This window comes from Streptomyces sp. NPDC047043, assembly GCF_040644055.1.
Classification (GTDB): Bacteria; Actinomycetota; Actinomycetes; order Streptomycetales; family Streptomycetaceae; genus Streptomyces.
Map to the genome: position 1 here is coordinate 56,452 of NZ_JBEYVO010000003.1, position 15,740 is coordinate 72,191.

Below are 15,740 nucleotides of genomic sequence, written 5' to 3' on the forward strand. Positions count from 1 at the left end.
GTCGTGGAGACCGAAGAGTTGGAGGGGGAGGAGAGGGGCCGAGGCGGCGCTGACCCGGCCCCGAAGGGGCGTATGGCAAAAGCGTTATGACGACCTGTCAGCCCTTGATCGCACCCTGCATGATGCCGCCCACGATCTGCTTGCCGAACAGGATGAACGCGATCAGCAGCGGCAGCGTGCCCAGCAGCGCGCCCGCCATGATCACGGCCTGGTCGGGGACGTAGCCGGTACCGAGGGAGTTGAGGGCGACCTGCACGGTCGGGTTCTGCTGGTTGAGGGCGATGATCGGCCACAGGAAGTCGTTCCAGGCGAACACGAAGGTCAGCAGGCCCAGGACGGCCATCGCGGGCCGTGCGGCCGGGAAGACCACGTGCCACACGACGCGCAGGCTGCTCGCGCCGTCCACTCTCGCCGCCTCGATCAGCTCGGTCGGCAGCGCCTGCACCAGGTACTGCCGCATGAAGAACGTGCCGAAGGCCGTCACCAGGGTCGGCAGGATCACCGTCTGCAGCTGGTTCGACCAGCCCAGGTCCGCCATCCACAAGTACAGGGGTACGACGGCCAGTTGCGGCGGGATCATCATCGTGCCGATGGTCAGGAGCAGCAGCACGCTCGAGAACCTGAACCGCAGCTTGGCGAAGGCGAACCCGGCGAGCGTGGAGAAGACGACCGTACTGACGGTGATGGTGCCCGCGACGAGCACGCTGTTGAACATCGCGGTGCCCAGGCCCGCCTGGTCCCAGGCGGACTGCATGTTCTTGAACAGGTTCCCGCCGAACCACAGCGGCGGCGGCGTCTCGGCCAGCCTCCGGTCGGTGCGCGAGGCCGCGATCGCCGTCCACACCAGCGGCGCCAGCGAGATCAGCGCGAACACGGTCAGGACGATGTACGTCACCGGGCCGGCGTGCAGCTGCTTGCCCGCGCCCATCACCCGGCGGCCCCGGTCCTTCTTCGCCTTCTGGACCTGAGGCAAGGTCAGTTCACTGGTGGTCATTGGGACTTCCTCAGGCGTCGGGTGAGCAGCAGATTGATCACGGCGACGATCAGCAGGATCAGGAACATCGACCAGGCGATCGCGGACGCCTTGCCGAGGTTGCCGATGATCCAGCCCTGGTCGTACATGTACAGACCGAGCGTCTGGTACTGGTGCTCGGAGCCGCCCTTGGACCCGCTGACCCCGCCGAACAGCAGAGGCTCACCGAAGAGCTGGGTCGCGCCGATGGTCGACACCACGACGGTGAACAGGATCGTCGGGCGCAGCTGCGGAATGGTGACGTGCCGGAACTGCTGCCAGCGGTTGGCGCCGTCGATCGCCGCCGACTCGTACAGGTCGGTCGGGATCGCCTGCATCGCCGCCAGATAGATCAGCGCGTTGTAGCCGGTCCACCGCCAGATCACGATCGACGACACCGCGAACTGCGAACCCCAGTCGGACTCACGCCAGTTGACCGGATCGATCCCGACGAAGTGCAGCAGCCAGTTGATCATGCCGCCGTCCCACGAGTACAGCAGCGTGAAGACGAGGGTCGCCGCCGCCACCGAGGTGGCGTACGGGGTCAGCATCACGACCCGCCACACGGTCGAGCCGCGCAGCCGGTAGTTGAGCAGGTGCGCAAGTCCGATCGCCGCCATCAGCTGCGGCACGGTCGAGATCACACCGATGGTGAAGGTGTTCTTGAGGGCGTTCCAGAAGAAGTCCGAGCTGAGCAGGTTCTTGTAGTTGTCCAGGCCCGCCCAGGTCTGGGTGTCCAGCGAGGACAACTGCACGTTGTGCAGCGAGTACCACGCCGTGTACAGCAGCGGGACCAGCGAGAACGCCCCGAAGATGATGAAGAAGGGGGCGATGAACGCGTACGGGGACGCCTTCATGTCCCAGCGGTACAGCCGGCTGCGCCACGAGTCGGGGCCCGGGGGCGGCGTACCGCGACCGTGAGCGCCCCGGGCCGCGCCCGGCGGGGTGCCGGGCGCGGCCTCGGCGCTCGACGCGGGATGCGCGAGAGCCTGCTTGGAGCTGCTCACTGGCCGAGCACGTCCTTGATTTCCTTGGACGCGGCGTCCCAGCCCTGGTCGGGCGTCTTGCCCTTCTGCTCGACCTGGAGGATGCCGACGTCGGTGATCGCGGTGTTGATCGGCTGGTCCTTGATGCCGAAGTACTGGACCGGGATGGTCTTCGCCGAGTCGGAGAAGATCTGCGTGATCGGCGCGTTGTCGAAGTACGCCGTGGTGTCGGCGGCCGGCTTCAGGGTCGGGTACGCCGACGGGGTCGACGGGAAGCTGGCCTGCTTGGCGAAGACCTTCGCCTGCTGCTCGGGCGCGGTCAGCCACTTCGCCAGGGCGACGGCCTCCTTCTGGTGCTTGCTCGCCGTCGGCACGCCGAGGAAGGAGCCGCCCCAGTTGGACGCGGTCGGCGCGGCGGCGACGTCCCAGTTGCCCTTGCCCGAGTCACCGGACTTCTGCTCGATGTAGCCGATCATCCAGGCCGGGCAGGCCACCGTGGCGAAGGTCGCGTTGGCGTAACCCTGGTCCCACGGCTTGTCGAACTGCTTCAGCTTGGCCGACATGTTGCCGGTCGCCACCGACATCGCGACGTCCCAGGCCTTCTTCACGCCGTCGGACTTGTCCCAGATGACGTTGCCGTCCTTGTCGTAGTACCGCTCGCTCCCGCCACCGAGAGCCGCGTTGTAGACGGAGGAGGCCGAGTCCACGAACTTGGTGCCCTTGGGCGCCTTCTTCATGTACTCCTTGCCGACGTCGACGTACTTCGCCCAGTCGCCCTTCCACTGCGCGGCGAGCTTGGTGCGGTCCGTCTCCAGGCCGGCCTTCTTGAAGAGGTCCTTGCGGTAACAGATCGCCATCGGGCCGACGTCGGTGCCGAGCCCGATCAGCTTGCCGTCCTTGGTGGTGGCCTGGGCGTTCTTCCAGTTCAGCCACTGGGACTTGTCGACGTCCTTGCCGAGGTCGACGAACTTGGCGCCCTGCGTCTGCACGGCCTCGGTGATGTTGCCGACCTCGATCGCCTGGATGTCGTCGGTGCCGGAACCGGCCTGCAGACGGGTGAGGACCTTCGGCCAGTAGACGTCGGTGCGGGTGGTGACGTTCTCCTTGATGCTGATGTCCGGGTGCAGCTTCATGTACTCGTCGTAGAGGCCGGCCTGCTTGTAACCGAACACACCGAAGGTGCCGACGGTCAGCGTGGTCTTGCCCTTGGCGTTGCCGCCGCCGTCGTTCGACGAGCTGTCGTCCGAGTCCTTGGAGCAGCCGGCCAGCAGCCCCGTGGTCAGCGCGGCCACGGCCGCGAGGGCCATCAGCCTGCGGGACCGTCGGGTACTCGTGCCCATTTGCGTCCTCCTGTTGCCTGACGTGCCGACCCCCCGGCCAACTGCATTGGTTGGGCCCGTTCTTACTCGCTGCGGCTCGGGCGGGGAACGTGCGGGATGTGTATGTGTCAGGTACTGTGGGAGCGCTCCCACAAGTGATGTGTTGAAGAGTCGTCGGTTCGGGCGGGGGTGTCAAGGGAGCGGACGCGGAGTTATGCGTTCAGTTATCGGGACGTTAACTGGAATCCGAGGGTCCGCGATCCGGTCTCGCGAAGGGGGCTCGGCGGCCCGGAGCGGTGGCTCCCGGCGTGCCGGTCGCCGCGGCCGGCAGGACTGTTAGATTCCAGGCCAACGTAGGTGCATGGGAGGGCGGAGCCAATGGCAACAAGCCACGGAGCGCGCGGCCGGAGCGGTGGCCGGCCCACCCTCGAAGAGGTCGCCGCCCGCGCCGGCGTGGGCCGCGGCACGGTCTCCCGGGTGATCAACGGTTCGCCCCGGGTCAGCGACGCGACCCGCGCCGCGGTCGAGGCCGCGGTCGCGGAACTCGGCTACGTCCCCAACACGGCGGCCCGGGCCCTCGCGGCGAACCGCACGGACGCGATCGCCCTGGTCGTCCCCGAGCCGGAGACGCGCTTCTTCGCGGAGCCGTACTTCTCGGACATGCTCAAGGGTGTGGGCGCCGAACTCTCCGACACGGAGATGCAGTTGCTCCTGATCTTCGCGGGCAGCGACCGCGAGCGCCGCCGCCTGGCCCAGTACCTGGCCGCGCACCGGGTGGACGGCGTCCTGCTGGTCTCGGTCCACGCGGACGACCCCCTCCCGGACCTGCTGGCCCAGTTGGAGATCCCGGCGGTGATCAGCGGCCCCCGCTCCGCCGCCGAGACCCTGACCTCGGTGGACTCCGACAACTACGGCGGCGGCCGCTCGGCCGTGGAGCACCTGCTCACCCGGGGCCGCCGCAAGATAGCCCACATCACCGGCCGCCTGGACGTGTACGGAGCCCAGCGCCGCGTCGACGGCTATCGGGACGCCCTGAGCGACGCCGGCCACGAGGCCGACGACCGCCTCATCGAACCGGGCGACTTCACCGAGGAGGGCGGCCGCCGGGCGATGACGAACCTGCTCGCCCGCCACCCCGACCTGGACGCGGTCTTCGCCGGCTCGGACGTGATGGCGGCCGGCGCCCGCCAGGTCCTGCGCGAGGAGGGCCGCCGCATCCCCGACGACGTGGCCCTCGTCGGCTACGACGACTCGGCCATAGCCCGCCACATGGACCCACCCCTCACCAGCGTCCGCCAGCCCATCGAGGAAATGGGCCGCCGCATGATCGACCTCCTCCTGGAGGAAATCGCCGACCGCCGCCCGGCGGTCTCGCGAGGGCTGGAGCGACGGCAGGTGGTACTGGCGACGGAACTGGTGACCCGTACGTCTTCCTGATCACTGCTTCGGAGGTACGGCGCCCCAGCCCGTCTCCGACAGATCGAACGCCGGGTTGACCGTGCCCACCGGGTCGGCCGAGGTGCTGCCCAGGCTGCGGGCCTCCAGGGCGAAGTGGGCCCACGTACGGACACCGGCGCCTCCCGCACCCTCACCGGCTGCTACATGGCCCTGACCGACGTGGGCCTCGGCCTCGCTCTCCAGATGGCCACCACCATCGCCCAGAACAGCGTCGACCTGCGCGACATGGGCTCGGCCTCCGCCCCTACGAACCTCTTCCTCACGGCGGCCGTCCTCTGCGCGGCGGGCTTCCTCGCGGCGATCCTCGTCCAGGAGGTCCCCCTGCGCGGAAAACCGGCTGCCTCCGTCCGCCCCGCGGCGCATGCTGACACCCATGACTCCCCATCCCCTGCTGGACGTTGACGAGGTCCCAGCCGTCGAGCCGTACCTCCGCTCGGTGGGCGAGGTGTTTCGCGCATTCCGCGAACAGGACTCGGGCAATGTGTCGTACGGAGTCCAACTCCCCGGCGGCGACCGCTGGTTCGTCAAAGAGGCGGTGACCGACCGCGCACAGGAGTCCCTCGACCGCGCCTGGGCCTTCCACCGGGCGGTACGGCACCCGGTGATCGTCCCGCAGCTCCACCGCATCACCGTCCGGGCCGGCGGCCGCACGGCCGCGGTGATGCCCTGGCGCCAGGGCGAACTCCTCTACGGCCTCGCCGCACGCGCCCGCTTCCGCGCCCTGCCCGTCCCGCGCGTCCTCCGCGCCCTGGACCGCATCCTCGACGCCCACCTGGCGGTGGAGTCCGCGGGCCGGGTCGCCGTCGACCTCTACGACGGCGCCTTCCTCTATGACTTCGACGCCGACGCCCTGCACCTCATCGACCTCGACGAGTACCGCCCCGGCCCGTTCGTCCTGACCACGGACCGCCTCCCCGGCTCCCGCCGCTTCATGGCCCCGGAGGAGTGGCGCCGCGGCGCGGTGATCGACATCCGCACGACGGTCTACGTCCTCTGCCGCGCCGCCCGTCTCCTCCTGGACGCCGGGAACGAGGAACGCGCCTGGCGGGGTACGGCGGCGCAGCTGGCGGTGGTGCAGCGGGGGACGCGGGCGGATCCGGGCGAACGGTTCGCGGGAGTGAGGGAGTTGACGGCGGCGTGGTGGGCGGCGACGTCAGGGCGTTAGCGAGAGCAGCCACCGCGTCTCGCCGTCGTGCTCCTCGTCCGTCGGCTGCAGCCCGGCGGCCCGGGCGACCGCAGCCGACGCCGCGTGGTCGGGGTGGATATGGGCGACGACCGTATCCGTGCCGGGCCGCTGCGCGAGCCGGGCGACGAGTGCGCAGGCCGCCTCGGAGGCGAAGCCCCGCCCCTGCCAGGGGGTGCCGACGACCCAGGCGATCTCGGCGGTCGTCCCGGTGATCGTGGCCTGCACGGTCCCCACGAGCCGGAGGTCCGCGCGCAGCCTCAGCACCCAGTTGCACCAGATGACGGCGGGGTCGGGGGAGCCGGCGACGAGCCGCTCGTAACGGACGCGCAGCTCTTCGGGAGAGCTGGGACCGCCGCCGATGAAGTCGTGCAGCGCGGGGTCGGAGAGCGCGGCCGCCATTTCGTCGGCGTGCTCGACGCGGAGAGGGAGGAGATCGAGGCGCAGGGTGCGGATGGTGTCGGTGTGCACGAGACCCTCCAGGGAAACGAATCAGCCGGTGACCCTGTCTTCAGGGTCACCGGCTGATTACTCAGGGTGAGTGACGGGACTCGAACCCGCGACATCCTGGACCACAACCAGGTGCTCTACCAGCTGAGCTACACCCACCATGACCGGCGGTTCACTTCGTGGTTCTCCGACCGGCCGAGAAAAAGTGTACAGGGTCCGAAGGGGTGCTCGTGCACGGCTTTTCCGGCACCCCCTCCGGACCGCTACTGCGCAGGCAGGACGTGTTTCGCGGCGATCGACTTGGCGGTGTCGGAGTCGGGGCCGGGCTGCGGGACGAAGATCGCTTCACGGTAGTAGCGCAGCTCCGCGATCGACTCGCGGATGTCGGCGAGGGCGCGGTGGTTGCCGTTCTTCTCCGGGCTGTTGAAGTAGGCGCGCGGGTACCAGCGCCGGGCGAGCTCCTTGACGCTCGACACGTCGACGATCCGGTAGTGGAGGTAGTCCTCGAGGGTCGGCATGTCCCTCAGCAGGAAGCCGCGGTCGGTGCCGACCGAGTTGCCGCACAGCGGAGCCTTGCCGGGCTCCTTGACGTGTTCCCGTACGTACGCGAGGACCTGTTCCTCGGCATCCGTGAGGGTGGTGCCGCCGGCGAGCTCCTCCAGCAGCCCGGAGTTGGTGTGCATCTGCCGGACCACCTCCGGCATCGTCTCCAGCGCCCGGTCCGGCGGACGGATGACGATGTCGACACCTTCACCGAGGATGTTCAGCTCGGAGTCGGTGACGAGGGCGGCCACCTCGATGAGAGCGTCGTCGGACAGCGAGAGGCCGGTCATCTCGCAGTCGATCCACACCATGCGATCGTTCATGCGACCACCCTAAAGCTGGCTTCGCCTTTTGGGGTGACCGGTGTTGCAGCCGGCCTCGCCCAGGGGGCCCGCGCCCCCTGGGCAGATACCGTCACCGGCTCACGTGCCGCTGCGCTGGCTCGGCAGGCTTGCCCGGCTTGTCACGTACGCCTCACGGCCGTTCTCCGTCGCCGCCGCGGTCGACAGCGACGCGCCCGAGCCCACCGCGCTCGCCGCAGCCCGGCGGCTCTGCAGCGGCACCGGGCCCTCCGGATGCAGCACCGGCGGAGGTCCCGGCGGGCCGCCCGTGCCGTCCACGTCGGCCGGCTTGTCGCTCTGTGGACGACGGGCGCGGTACGCGGCGCGGTAGGCGGCCGGGGACGACCCCAGCTGACGGCGGAAGTGACCGCGCAGGGCCACCGGCGAGCGGAAGCCGCAGCGGCCCGCGACCTCGTCGACCGAGTAGTCCGACGTCTCGAGGAGACGCTGGGCCTGGAGGACGCGTTGCGTGATCAGCCACTGCAGCGGGGCGCTGCCCGTCAGCGAGCGGAAGCGGCGGTCGAAGGTGCGGCGGCTCATGTACGCGCGCGCCGCCAGCGTCTCGACGTCGAACTGCTCGTGCAGGTGCTCCAGCGCCCAGGCGACGACCTCCGCGAGCGGGTCGGCGCCGATCTCCTCCGGTAAAGACCTGTCGAGGTAGCGCTCCTGGCCGCCAGAACGGCGCGGCGGCACGACCAGACGCCGGGCCAGTGCGCCCGCCGCCTCGTTGCCGTGGTCCGTGCGCACGATGTGGAGGCAGAGATCGATTCCGGCCGCCGTACCGGCGGACGTCAGTACGTCTCCGTCGTCCACGAACAGTTCTCTCGGATCCACGTGCACCGACGGGTAGCGCTTGGCCAGCGTCGGCGCGTACATCCAGTGGGTGGTCGCGGGCCGGCCGTCCAGCAGGCCCGCCGCCGCCAGTACGAAGGCGCCGGTGCACAGCCCGACTATGCGGGCGCCTTCCTCGTGCGCCCGGCGCAGAGCGTCGAGTGCCTCCTCCGGCGGCGGGGAAGTGATCGAGCGCCAGGCGGGCACGACGACCGTGCCCGCGCGCGAGATCGCTTCCAGGCCATGTGGCGCGGTGAGTTCCAGGCCCCCTGTGGTCCGCAGCGGGCCTTCCTCGCCGCCGCACACCAGCAGTCGGTAGCGCGGCACGCCGGCGTCCTGGCGGTCGATTCCGAACACCGACAGCGGTATGGAACTCTCGAAGATGGGGCCGCCGCTGAACAGCAGCACCGCGACGATCTCCTTGCGGCGTCGCCCGGAAAGCTTCCGGGCCGCGGCTTCCGGCGCGGCAGTGGAGTCGTGGCTCATACTGCTAAGCCCCCCTCGGTGGTCGCGGCTCCTCGGTTGTGTCGCTCCTGCACGTTTCCCCTCGGTCCTGCACGAGTCCCCCGCCGTAAGACGTCAAGATCGAATCTACTGTGTCGCGTGGTGCCGGAGTGACCAGTTCGGCAACCGGCACATTGTCGACATGGCAACTTGGCGTGAAGCATTCGATCACGAAGCGTTGCACTCGTGGGCCGTGCAGGGAAGTGCGCCTCGTCGCAGTGGCCAATCCCCGTAGGGTACGCCGACCCTCCGCACCCCTTTCCGTGCAGGTCGAACGGGGGTTGGGGGGTGGTCGGGGCAAGGGATGCACGGTGTCCGGAAGTTGGCTGAAAAGCGCCGGGCGCGTGCGCGGAAACCGGTCAGGCGACCGGTGTATTTCCCCCAGTGTGACGTCCGCCTCTGTGAGCGCCCGTGCCACTTCTGTGACGACGCCCCCGGCGCGGTGCATGACCCTCGGCGGGCGGGCCGGCCGCGCCGCGTTCGGACTGGCGCAGCAGGAGGCGGCAGACGGCGGTGACGGCGGCGAGACCGAGGGCCGTGCCGGTGGCGCCGGCGAGGGAGGTTCCGTACCAGAGGAGGACCACGGGGACCAGGACGCAGCTGAAGGCCGCCCATCGGACGACATCGGTCGCGGCGTCCTGGGGCGGGGTGGTCGTACGGGGAGTCTCGGGGTTGGGGTGCGGTCCGGACATGCGGGCTCCCTGGGGCGTGGGTCACGGAGTTCAACGCCTGTTCGAGCGGTCGGTCACTGTGGGAGCCCCCCCTCCCCGGCCGCCGGTAAGTGAATCCTGTGCAAACCGCCTGTACAGCGCAGCAACCATTGCGTTACGGGCGCCCCCTCGTGCATGCTCCCTGGAACCCCCACGCACCGTGGGCGGGATCTGGGCTAAGGAGGCGTGCCGCCGTACCCTTGGGGGTATGGGGTTGGGAAGATGATTCCCGGACACAGCTCCGCTGCACACTGTTGTCCCTCCCATAAAGGATCAAAACGCCGAGACAGCCATGGCCGGTCACGAATTCTTCGAACCCGCGGACCGCAAGCGGCCCGTCGCCGACCCTACGGCGGCCGAGCCCCAGGCGGCGGAAGAGCCACGCCATTCCTGCGATCCCGCTTTCAAGCACGGCGTAGTAGTCGGCTTCGACGGCTCCACGTCCAGTGAGCGCGCCCTCGCCTATGCGATCGGCATGGCTCATCGATCTGGCTCGGGCCTGATCATCGTCCATGTGGCCAACCGGCTGCCCACCACGGTGTGGGCGGGCTGCGAGCCACCGGTCTTCGTCGACGTGCCGGACCACCGCACCGAGGTGCTGGGGCTCGAGCTCGCCTGTGCGGAGTATCTGGCCGAGGTGCCCTGGATCCTCGTCGAGCGCGGCGGCGACATCTGCCACGAACTCGAAGAGGTCGGGCGGGAGTACGAAGCGGATGCGATCGTCGTGGGTTCCACGCACGGGATCGTGGGACGTATCTTCGGGTCGGTCGCCGGGCGGCTCGCCAAGCGCGCCAAGCGGCCCGTCGTTGTCATTCCGTAACTCCTCGTTCTCCCTGGTGAGATGTGCCGGGGGAACGGTCAACTTCCTTTGTGCAGCGTGCAAATCTACTCGTGCGTAGAGGTGTTTGTGCCCTTGTGAAGGGCATATATCGGTCACCGCACAACTGCACATGCATGAAGGGAGCCCGCCGTGGACAACGACGTCTCTGCGGGAAGCGGAACCACTACCGTGGTCGGCCGACTCGCCCTGGGTGTCACCCTGTTGGCGTTCGGACTCGGACACACCGACGTGATCGACGGCGTGTCGGCCGCTGACGCCGTATCACTGGCCCACTACGTAGGCGGCGTTGCGCTGTTCGTCGCCGGTCTCTTCGCCTTCCGTGACCGTGACACCGTGACAGGTACGGCCTACTCGGTGCTCGGCGCCCTGTGGTTCACCTGGGCCGTGACGGCCGGGGCGACCGCGTCCGCCAATGCGGCGGGGCTGTTCCTGCTGCTGTTCGCCCTCGTGACGCTCTCCCTGACCCTCGCGGGCGGGGACCAACTCACGCAGGGGACCTACGGGTTGTTCTTCGTCTCCCTCGTGCTGCTCGCGATCGGGCAGTTCGCGACCAGCGACTCCCTGGCGAAGGCCGGCGGCTGGTTCGCCGTGGCGGCCGGGGCGGTGGCCTGGTACGCGGCGACCGCGGCACTCGCGCACTGGCCGACGGTTCTTCCTCGACGCGCTGCCGGCCGGGGGGTGACGGCCACCGGCTAAAGGGCAGCCGCCGCCGGGGTATTGGGCGGCCCCGGCGATGAATGGACCCCCACGTGTCTGGTGGCGACGCGTGGGGGTCCCTTCCGTCATTCCACCGTCACGGACTTTGCGAGGTTCCGGGGCTTGTCGATGTCCCTGCCCAGGGCCAAAGCCGTGTGGTAAGCGAGGAGTTGGAGGGGGATGCCCATCAGGATGGGGTCCAGCTCGTCCTCGTTCTTGGGGACCACGATCGTCTGGTCCGCCTTTTCCTGGTGCTGGTGGGCCACGGCCAGGATGCGGCCGCTGCGGGCCTTGATCTCCTCCATCGCCGCGCGGTTCTTCTCCAGGAGGTCGTCGTCGGGGACGATCGCGACCGTGGGGAGGGCCGGCTCGATGAGGGCCAGGGGGCCGTGCTTCAGCTCGGAAGCCGGGTAGGCCTCCGCGTGGATGTAGGAGACCTCCTTCAGCTTCAGGGAGGCCTCGCGGGCCACCGGGTAGCCTCGGACCCGGCCGATGAAGAGCATCGAGCGGGCGTCGGCGTACTGCTCGGCCAGCTTCTTGATCTCCTCCTCCTGGTCCAGGATCTCGGTGATCTGCGCCGGCAGCTTCCGCAGGCCCTCGATGATCCGCTTGCCGTCGCGGACCGAGAGGTCACGGGTGCGGCCCAGGTGCAGGGCGAGCAGGGCGAAGGCGACCGTGGTGTTCGTGAAGCACTTCGTGGAGACCACGCAGACCTCGGGGCCCGCGTGGACGTAGATGCCGGCGTCCGCCTCGCGGGCGATCGCCGAGCCGACCACGTTCACGATGCCGAAGACCCGCGCGCCCTTGCGCTTCAGCTCCTGGACGGCAGCGAGGACGTCGTAGGTCTCACCCGACTGGGAGACCGCCACGTACAGGGTGTCCGGGTCGACCACCGCGTTGCGGTAGCGGAACTCCGAGGCCGGCTCGGCGTCCGCGGGGATGCGGGCCAGCTCCTCGATCATCTGGGCGCCGATCATGCCCGCGTGGTACGAGGTGCCGCAGCCCAGGATCTTCACGCGGCGGATCTGGCGCGCCTCGCGGGCGTCCAGGTTGAGGCCACCGAGGTGCACGGTGGAGAAGCGGTCGTCGATACGGCCGCGCAGCACGCGGTCCACGGCGTCGGCCTGCTCGTGGACCTCCTTGTGCATGTACGTGTCGTGGCCGCCCATGTCGTACGACGCCGCCTCCCACTCCACGGTGGTCGGCTCGGACGTCGTACGGGTGCCCTCGGTGGTGTACGTCCGGAAGTCGTCGGCCTTGAGGGTGGCCATCTCGCCGTCGTCGAGAGTCACTATCTGCCGCGTGTGGGCGACCAGCGCGGCGATGTCCGAGGCGACGAACATCTCCTTCTCGCCGACACCGAGGACCACCGGGGAGCCGTTTCGTGCCACCACGATCCGGTCCGGGAAGTCGGCGTGCATCACCGCGATGCCGTACGTGCCCTCGATGACCCGCAGGGTCTCGCGGACCTTGTCCTCCAGCTTCTCGGCCTGGGAGCGGGCGATCAGATGGGTGAGGACCTCGGTGTCGGTCTCGGAGAGGAACTCGACGCCGTCCGCCTCCAGCTTGCGGCGCAGGTCGGAGGCGTTGTCGATGATGCCGTTGTGGACGACGGCGACCTTGCCCTCGGCGTCCAGGTGCGGATGGGCGTTCACGTCGGACGGGGCGCCGTGGGTGGCCCAGCGGGTGTGGGCGATGCCGGTCGTGCCCTTGAAACGGGCCGGGACCTTGGCCTCCAGGTCGCGCACACGGCCCTTGGCCTTGACCATCTTCAGGCCCGCCGTCTTGGGAGACGTGACCACGATTCCCGCCGAGTCGTAGCCGCGGTATTCGAGGCGCTGCAGGCCCTCCAGCAGGAGGGGAGCCACGTCACGCTTCCCGATGTATCCGACGATTCCGCACATATACAAGTCTTCCTAGCCGTAGACGATGCGGCGCAGCTGCCTGAGCGTAAGCTCCGGCGGCGCGACCGCCCGGTATTTCAGGTCCGCCTCGATCCGTTCGAAGATCTCCACGTTAACCAGGCCCTGGGCCTGCAGCTCGCGGTGGCGGCGACGGACGTACTCCACGGTCGTCTCGTCGAAGTAGGCGAGCACGTCCTGGATCACCCGCAGCGCCTCGCCCCGGCTCAGAGGCGTGGACCGCGTCAGATGATCAACGAGTTCGTCGTGCACCCGTAGATCCTGAGGTACCGGCAGTCGTTTCGCAAGAAATCTGCCCGATATCGGGCAGGGCGCTGTTGGGGATCTTATTGACCTCTGTTGAATCGCTTATGAGGCTCTGTTCGCACTCTGTCCATCCTTCGTCTTGTGGTTCGTCGTCTGTGGCGACGAGTTTCAGGCGTCATGGACATTCCTCGTATGGGAGTACCGGAGCAGCTGGCCGAGCGCATGAGCATGGCCGAGCAGCACGAGTACCTGCGCGCGAGATTCTCGCGGCGCAACCTGATGAGAGGCGGTGCCGTGACGATCGGCGCCGTCGCCGGTGGCGCGTTCGTGCCGGGTGCGGTCGCCCAGGCCGCGGTTCCGACGCAGAGCACCGCCCCCGCAACGGAGACGGTCGACGGCTCGCTCGTCGCCCCCTTCGGCCGCCACCTCGCGTGGGGCAACGACCCGCGCACCGAGATCACCGTCTCCTGGCAGGTCCCGGTCGCGGTGAAGAAGCCCTTCATCCGCATCGGCGCCCACCCCTGGGACCTCTCCCGCAAGATCGACGCCGAGGTCCGCAGCCTCTACACCCCGGCGGGCGTCGGCGCGAGCGCCGACCACACGCAGTACTACCTGCACGCCAAGCTCACCCACCTGCGTCCCGGCAAGACGTACTACTACGGCGTCGGCCACCAGGGCTTCGACCCGGCGGAGCCGCACCTGCTCGGCACCCTGGGCACCTTCACCACCGCCCCCGCGCACAAGGCGCCGTTCACCTTCACGGCCTTCGGCGACCAGGGCGTCAGCTACCACGGTCTGGCCAACGACAGCCTGCTGCTCGGCCAGAACCCGGCCTTCCACCTGCACGCCGGCGACATCGCGTACGCCGACCCCGCGGGCGCGGGCAAGACGGCCGACACCGGCTTCGACTCGCGGGTGTGGGACCAGTTCCTCGCCCAGACCGAGTCGGTCGCCAAGTCCGTGCCGTGGATGGTCAGTTACGGCAACCACGACATGGAGGCCTGGTACTCGCCGAACGGTTACGGCGGCGAGGAGGCCCGCTTCACGCTGCCCGACAACGGGCCGGACAAGGCGAACCTGCCGGGCGTGTACTCCTTCGTCTACGGCAACACGGCGATCATCTCGCTGGACCCGAACGACGTCTCCTTCGAGATCCCGGCCAACCTCGGCATCTCCGGCGGCACGCAGACCAAGTGGTTCGAGTCGCAGCTGAAGAAGTACCGGGCGGACAAGGACATCGACTTCATCATCGTGTTCTTCCACCACTGCGCCTACTGCACCTCCACGGCGCACGCCTCGGAGGGGGGCGTGCGACAGGAGTGGGTGCCGCTGTTCGAGAAGTACACGGTGGACCTGGTCATCAACGGCCACAACCACCAGTACGAGCGCACCGACGTCATCAAGGGCAACACGGTCGTCAAGAAGCTGCCGATCGGCGAGACCGCGTACTCCGAGACCGAGGGTGTCGTCTATGTGACGGCGGGTGCGGCGGGCCGCAGCCTGTACGCGTTCACCGCGCCGGACTCCTACGAGGGCCACCTCAACGAGCGTGACACCGTCGCCTCGTTCATCAACACCAAGGACGGCAAGGTCAACGAGACCGTCGCCTGGTCCCGGGTGCGCTACCTCAACTACTCGTTCCTGCGCGTGGACGTAGAGCCCGCCTCGAAGGGCCGCTACGCCAAGCTGAAGGTCCAGGGCATCGCCGAGACCGGTGACCGGATCGACCACTTCACGGTGGCGCGCAAGGCCAAGTAGGCGCACACCCCGAAGGCAGGGTGTACGTACGACAGGCGGTCCTCACATGCGCTTGAGGATCGCCTGTTTGGCCATGTGGAACTCCTCGTCCGTCAGCACTCCCGTGCGGTGCAGCTCGCCGAGCTCGCGCAGCCGCCGCAGCAGTGCGTCGTGCTCGTCCTCGCGCCGGTCGGCGGGGCCGGACTGCTGGGGGATCTGCGGCTTCGCCGGTTCCACGTCCGTCAGGGCCGGCGTCGACGGATGCGGCAGCCGCGCCTGCACGGCCGCGGCGACCAGGGCCATCAGCGGGTCCTTCTTGAAGCCCCACAACTCGACGGAGTTGGGGTCGTACTTGGGCGGCGCCTTGGTGGGCGCGTTGCGTACGGCGAAGCGCAGATGCCCGTTCTCCAGGCCGACCGCGGGCTGCCACTCGACGCCGATCAGGTCGGTGACGGCGAGGGTGCGGGTGCCGGCGGCGGCCTTGGCGTCCTCCGTCTTCCAGTTCCACTCCAGGCGGATGTGCTCGCCGTCGAAGCTCGCGGTGCCGTCGCCGGCGGAGACGGAGAGCGGGACGGGCGGGCCCGGGAGCAGGTATTCGTTCACCGGGTCGGAGGCGACCTCGTCCAGCAGCAGGGCATTGCGGACCTCGTCCACGAAGTACTCGGCGACGCCGTAGCGGTCGGACTCGACGAGCAGCTGGTAGGGGTCGTTGGGCTCGGTGAGGCGGCCGCCGGAGGCGTGCAGCAGCGGGTCGGCGCCGTCGCGCAGCCGCAGCCTCAGCCGCCCGGACTTCTTGCCCTGCTCGAACGAGACTCCCGCCAACGCGCCCAGCGGGACGACGAGTTCACCCAGGGTCCGGCGCAGGAGGCTGACGTTTCTGTCCCGTCCTGGAGTCAGTCGCAGGGCGTCGCCGTCGAAGGTCCACGTGCCGTCCTTCTGGATGATTTCCGCCATGGGGCGA

16 protein-coding genes and 1 tRNA gene are annotated in these 15,740 nt (G+C 69.0%); 6 read left to right on the forward strand and 11 right to left on the reverse strand.

From position 1 onward, the window contains the following. Window positions 1-97: 97 nt before the first annotated feature. From ABZ880_RS05470 to ABZ880_RS05480, 3 genes are all read right to left on the reverse strand, one after another. Entirely contained in the window at window positions 98-928 is an 831-nt protein-coding gene (locus tag ABZ880_RS05470) for a carbohydrate ABC transporter permease (protein ID WP_361258160.1), read from the reverse strand. A gap of 62 nt (window positions 929-990) precedes the next feature. Continuing rightward, entirely contained in the window at window positions 991-2,019 is a 1,029-nt protein-coding gene (locus ABZ880_RS05475) for a sugar ABC transporter permease (protein ID WP_361257268.1), read from the reverse strand. After that, entirely contained in the window at window positions 2,016-3,338 is a 1,323-nt protein-coding gene (locus tag ABZ880_RS05480) for an ABC transporter substrate-binding protein (protein WP_361257271.1), read from the reverse strand. The genes ABZ880_RS05475 and ABZ880_RS05480 overlap by 4 nt, the downstream gene beginning before the upstream one ends. A gap of 357 nt (window positions 3,339-3,695) precedes the next feature. Here ABZ880_RS05480 and ABZ880_RS05485 point away from each other — a divergent pair, with 357 nt between their 5' ends. From ABZ880_RS05485 to ABZ880_RS05495, 3 genes are all read left to right on the forward strand, one after another. Beyond that, window positions 3,696-4,754: a LacI family DNA-binding transcriptional regulator gene (locus ABZ880_RS05485; RefSeq protein WP_361257274.1), complete on the forward strand. Its 1,059-nt coding sequence runs from the start codon at window positions 3,696-3,698 to the stop codon at window positions 4,752-4,754. A 114-nt stretch (window positions 4,755-4,868) separates the two neighbouring features. Beyond that, on the forward strand, window positions 4,869-5,177 hold the full coding sequence (locus ABZ880_RS05490; protein WP_361257277.1) for a hypothetical protein: 309 nt from the start codon (window positions 4,869-4,871) through the stop codon (window positions 5,175-5,177). Beyond that, complete coding sequence (locus ABZ880_RS05495) at window positions 5,149-5,940, forward strand: serine/threonine protein kinase (protein WP_361257279.1); 792 nt, start codon at window positions 5,149-5,151, stop codon at window positions 5,938-5,940. The genes ABZ880_RS05490 and ABZ880_RS05495 overlap by 29 nt, the downstream gene beginning before the upstream one ends. Here the strand turns inward: ABZ880_RS05495 and ABZ880_RS05500 are convergent. The 5 genes from ABZ880_RS05500 to ABZ880_RS05520 form a co-directional block, all read right to left on the reverse strand. Beyond that, window positions 5,929-6,429 carry a GNAT family N-acetyltransferase gene (locus tag ABZ880_RS05500; protein WP_361257281.1) on the reverse strand — a complete coding sequence of 167 codons (501 nt, stop codon included), beginning with the start codon at window positions 6,427-6,429 and terminating at the stop codon, window positions 5,929-5,931. The genes ABZ880_RS05495 and ABZ880_RS05500 overlap by 12 nt on opposite strands. A 65-nt stretch (window positions 6,430-6,494) precedes the next feature. After that, window positions 6,495-6,567: transfer RNA gene (locus tag ABZ880_RS05505), tRNA-His, on the reverse strand. Between the two features lie 104 nt (window positions 6,568-6,671). Next, on the reverse strand, window positions 6,672-7,274 hold the full coding sequence (gene orn, locus ABZ880_RS05510) for an oligoribonuclease (RefSeq protein WP_361257284.1): 603 nt from the start codon (window positions 7,272-7,274) through the stop codon (window positions 6,672-6,674). 99 nt (window positions 7,275-7,373) lie between these two features. Then, window positions 7,374-8,609 carry a helix-turn-helix domain-containing protein gene (locus tag ABZ880_RS05515; protein WP_361257287.1) on the reverse strand — a complete coding sequence of 412 codons (1,236 nt, stop codon included), beginning with the start codon at window positions 8,607-8,609 and terminating at the stop codon, window positions 7,374-7,376. A gap of 377 nt (window positions 8,610-8,986) precedes the next feature. Next, window positions 8,987-9,319: a hypothetical protein gene (locus tag ABZ880_RS05520; RefSeq protein ID WP_361257290.1), complete on the reverse strand. Its 333-nt coding sequence runs from the start codon at window positions 9,317-9,319 to the stop codon at window positions 8,987-8,989. A 310-nt stretch (window positions 9,320-9,629) separates the two neighbouring features. Between ABZ880_RS05520 and ABZ880_RS05525 the strand changes: the two genes are divergently transcribed. Both ABZ880_RS05525 and ABZ880_RS05530 read left to right on the forward strand, forming a co-directional pair. Next, on the forward strand, window positions 9,630-10,157 hold the full coding sequence (locus ABZ880_RS05525; RefSeq protein WP_361257292.1) for a universal stress protein: 528 nt from the start codon (window positions 9,630-9,632) through the stop codon (window positions 10,155-10,157). A 150-nt stretch (window positions 10,158-10,307) separates the two neighbouring features. Then, window positions 10,308-10,874 (forward strand): GPR1/FUN34/YaaH family transporter, encoded by a 567-nt coding sequence (locus ABZ880_RS05530; protein ID WP_361257295.1) that lies wholly within the window; start codon window positions 10,308-10,310, stop codon window positions 10,872-10,874. A gap of 86 nt (window positions 10,875-10,960) precedes the next feature. On the opposite strand, the gene glmS is transcribed toward ABZ880_RS05530, so the two are convergent. Next, entirely contained in the window at window positions 10,961-12,778 is a 1,818-nt protein-coding gene (glmS, locus tag ABZ880_RS05535; RefSeq protein WP_361257298.1) for a glutamine--fructose-6-phosphate transaminase (isomerizing), read from the reverse strand. 12 nt (window positions 12,779-12,790) lie between these two features. After that, window positions 12,791-13,048 carry a hypothetical protein gene (locus tag ABZ880_RS05540; protein ID WP_361257300.1) on the reverse strand — a complete coding sequence of 86 codons (258 nt, stop codon included), beginning with the start codon at window positions 13,046-13,048 and terminating at the stop codon, window positions 12,791-12,793. Between the two features lie 186 nt (window positions 13,049-13,234). On the opposite strand from ABZ880_RS05540, the gene ABZ880_RS05545 reads away from it, so the two are divergent. Then, window positions 13,235-14,800, forward strand: coding sequence for a metallophosphoesterase family protein (locus tag ABZ880_RS05545; RefSeq protein WP_361257303.1), 1,566 nt, complete (start codon window positions 13,235-13,237; stop codon window positions 14,798-14,800). Window positions 14,801-14,842: 42 nt separating this feature from the next. Here the strand turns inward: ABZ880_RS05545 and ABZ880_RS05550 are convergent, their stop codons facing one another. Beyond that, window positions 14,843-15,733, reverse strand: coding sequence for a DUF4429 domain-containing protein (locus tag ABZ880_RS05550; RefSeq protein WP_361257306.1), 891 nt, complete (start codon window positions 15,731-15,733; stop codon window positions 14,843-14,845). Window positions 15,734-15,740 lie beyond the last annotated feature (7 nt).

Excerpts from the sequence above, each read along its gene's own strand:
- ABZ880_RS05470 (WP_361258160.1), bottom strand. The coding sequence starts at position 928 with ATGGGCGCGGGCAAGCAGCTGCACGCCGGCCCGGTGACGTACATCGTC.
- ABZ880_RS05480 (WP_361257271.1), bottom strand. The coding sequence starts at position 3,338 with ATGGGCACGAGTACCCGACGGTCCCGCAGGCTGATGGCCCTCGCGGCC.
- ABZ880_RS05485 (WP_361257274.1), top strand. The coding sequence starts at position 3,696 with ATGGCAACAAGCCACGGAGCGCGCGGCCGGAGCGGTGGCCGGCCCACC.
- ABZ880_RS05495 (WP_361257279.1), top strand. The coding sequence starts at position 5,149 with ATGACTCCCCATCCCCTGCTGGACGTTGACGAGGTCCCAGCCGTCGAG.
- orn (WP_361257284.1), bottom strand. The coding sequence starts at position 7,274 with ATGAACGATCGCATGGTGTGGATCGACTGCGAGATGACCGGCCTCTCG.
- ABZ880_RS05515 (WP_361257287.1), bottom strand. The coding sequence starts at position 8,609 with ATGAGCCACGACTCCACTGCCGCGCCGGAAGCCGCGGCCCGGAAGCTT.
- ABZ880_RS05520 (WP_361257290.1), bottom strand. The coding sequence starts at position 9,319 with ATGTCCGGACCGCACCCCAACCCCGAGACTCCCCGTACGACCACCCCG.
- ABZ880_RS05525 (WP_361257292.1), top strand. The coding sequence starts at position 9,630 with ATGGCCGGTCACGAATTCTTCGAACCCGCGGACCGCAAGCGGCCCGTC.
- glmS (WP_361257298.1), bottom strand. The coding sequence starts at position 12,778 with ATGTGCGGAATCGTCGGATACATCGGGAAGCGTGACGTGGCTCCCCTC.
- ABZ880_RS05545 (WP_361257303.1), top strand. The coding sequence starts at position 13,235 with ATGGGAGTACCGGAGCAGCTGGCCGAGCGCATGAGCATGGCCGAGCAG.
- ABZ880_RS05550 (WP_361257306.1), bottom strand. The coding sequence starts at position 15,733 with ATGGCGGAAATCATCCAGAAGGACGGCACGTGGACCTTCGACGGCGAC.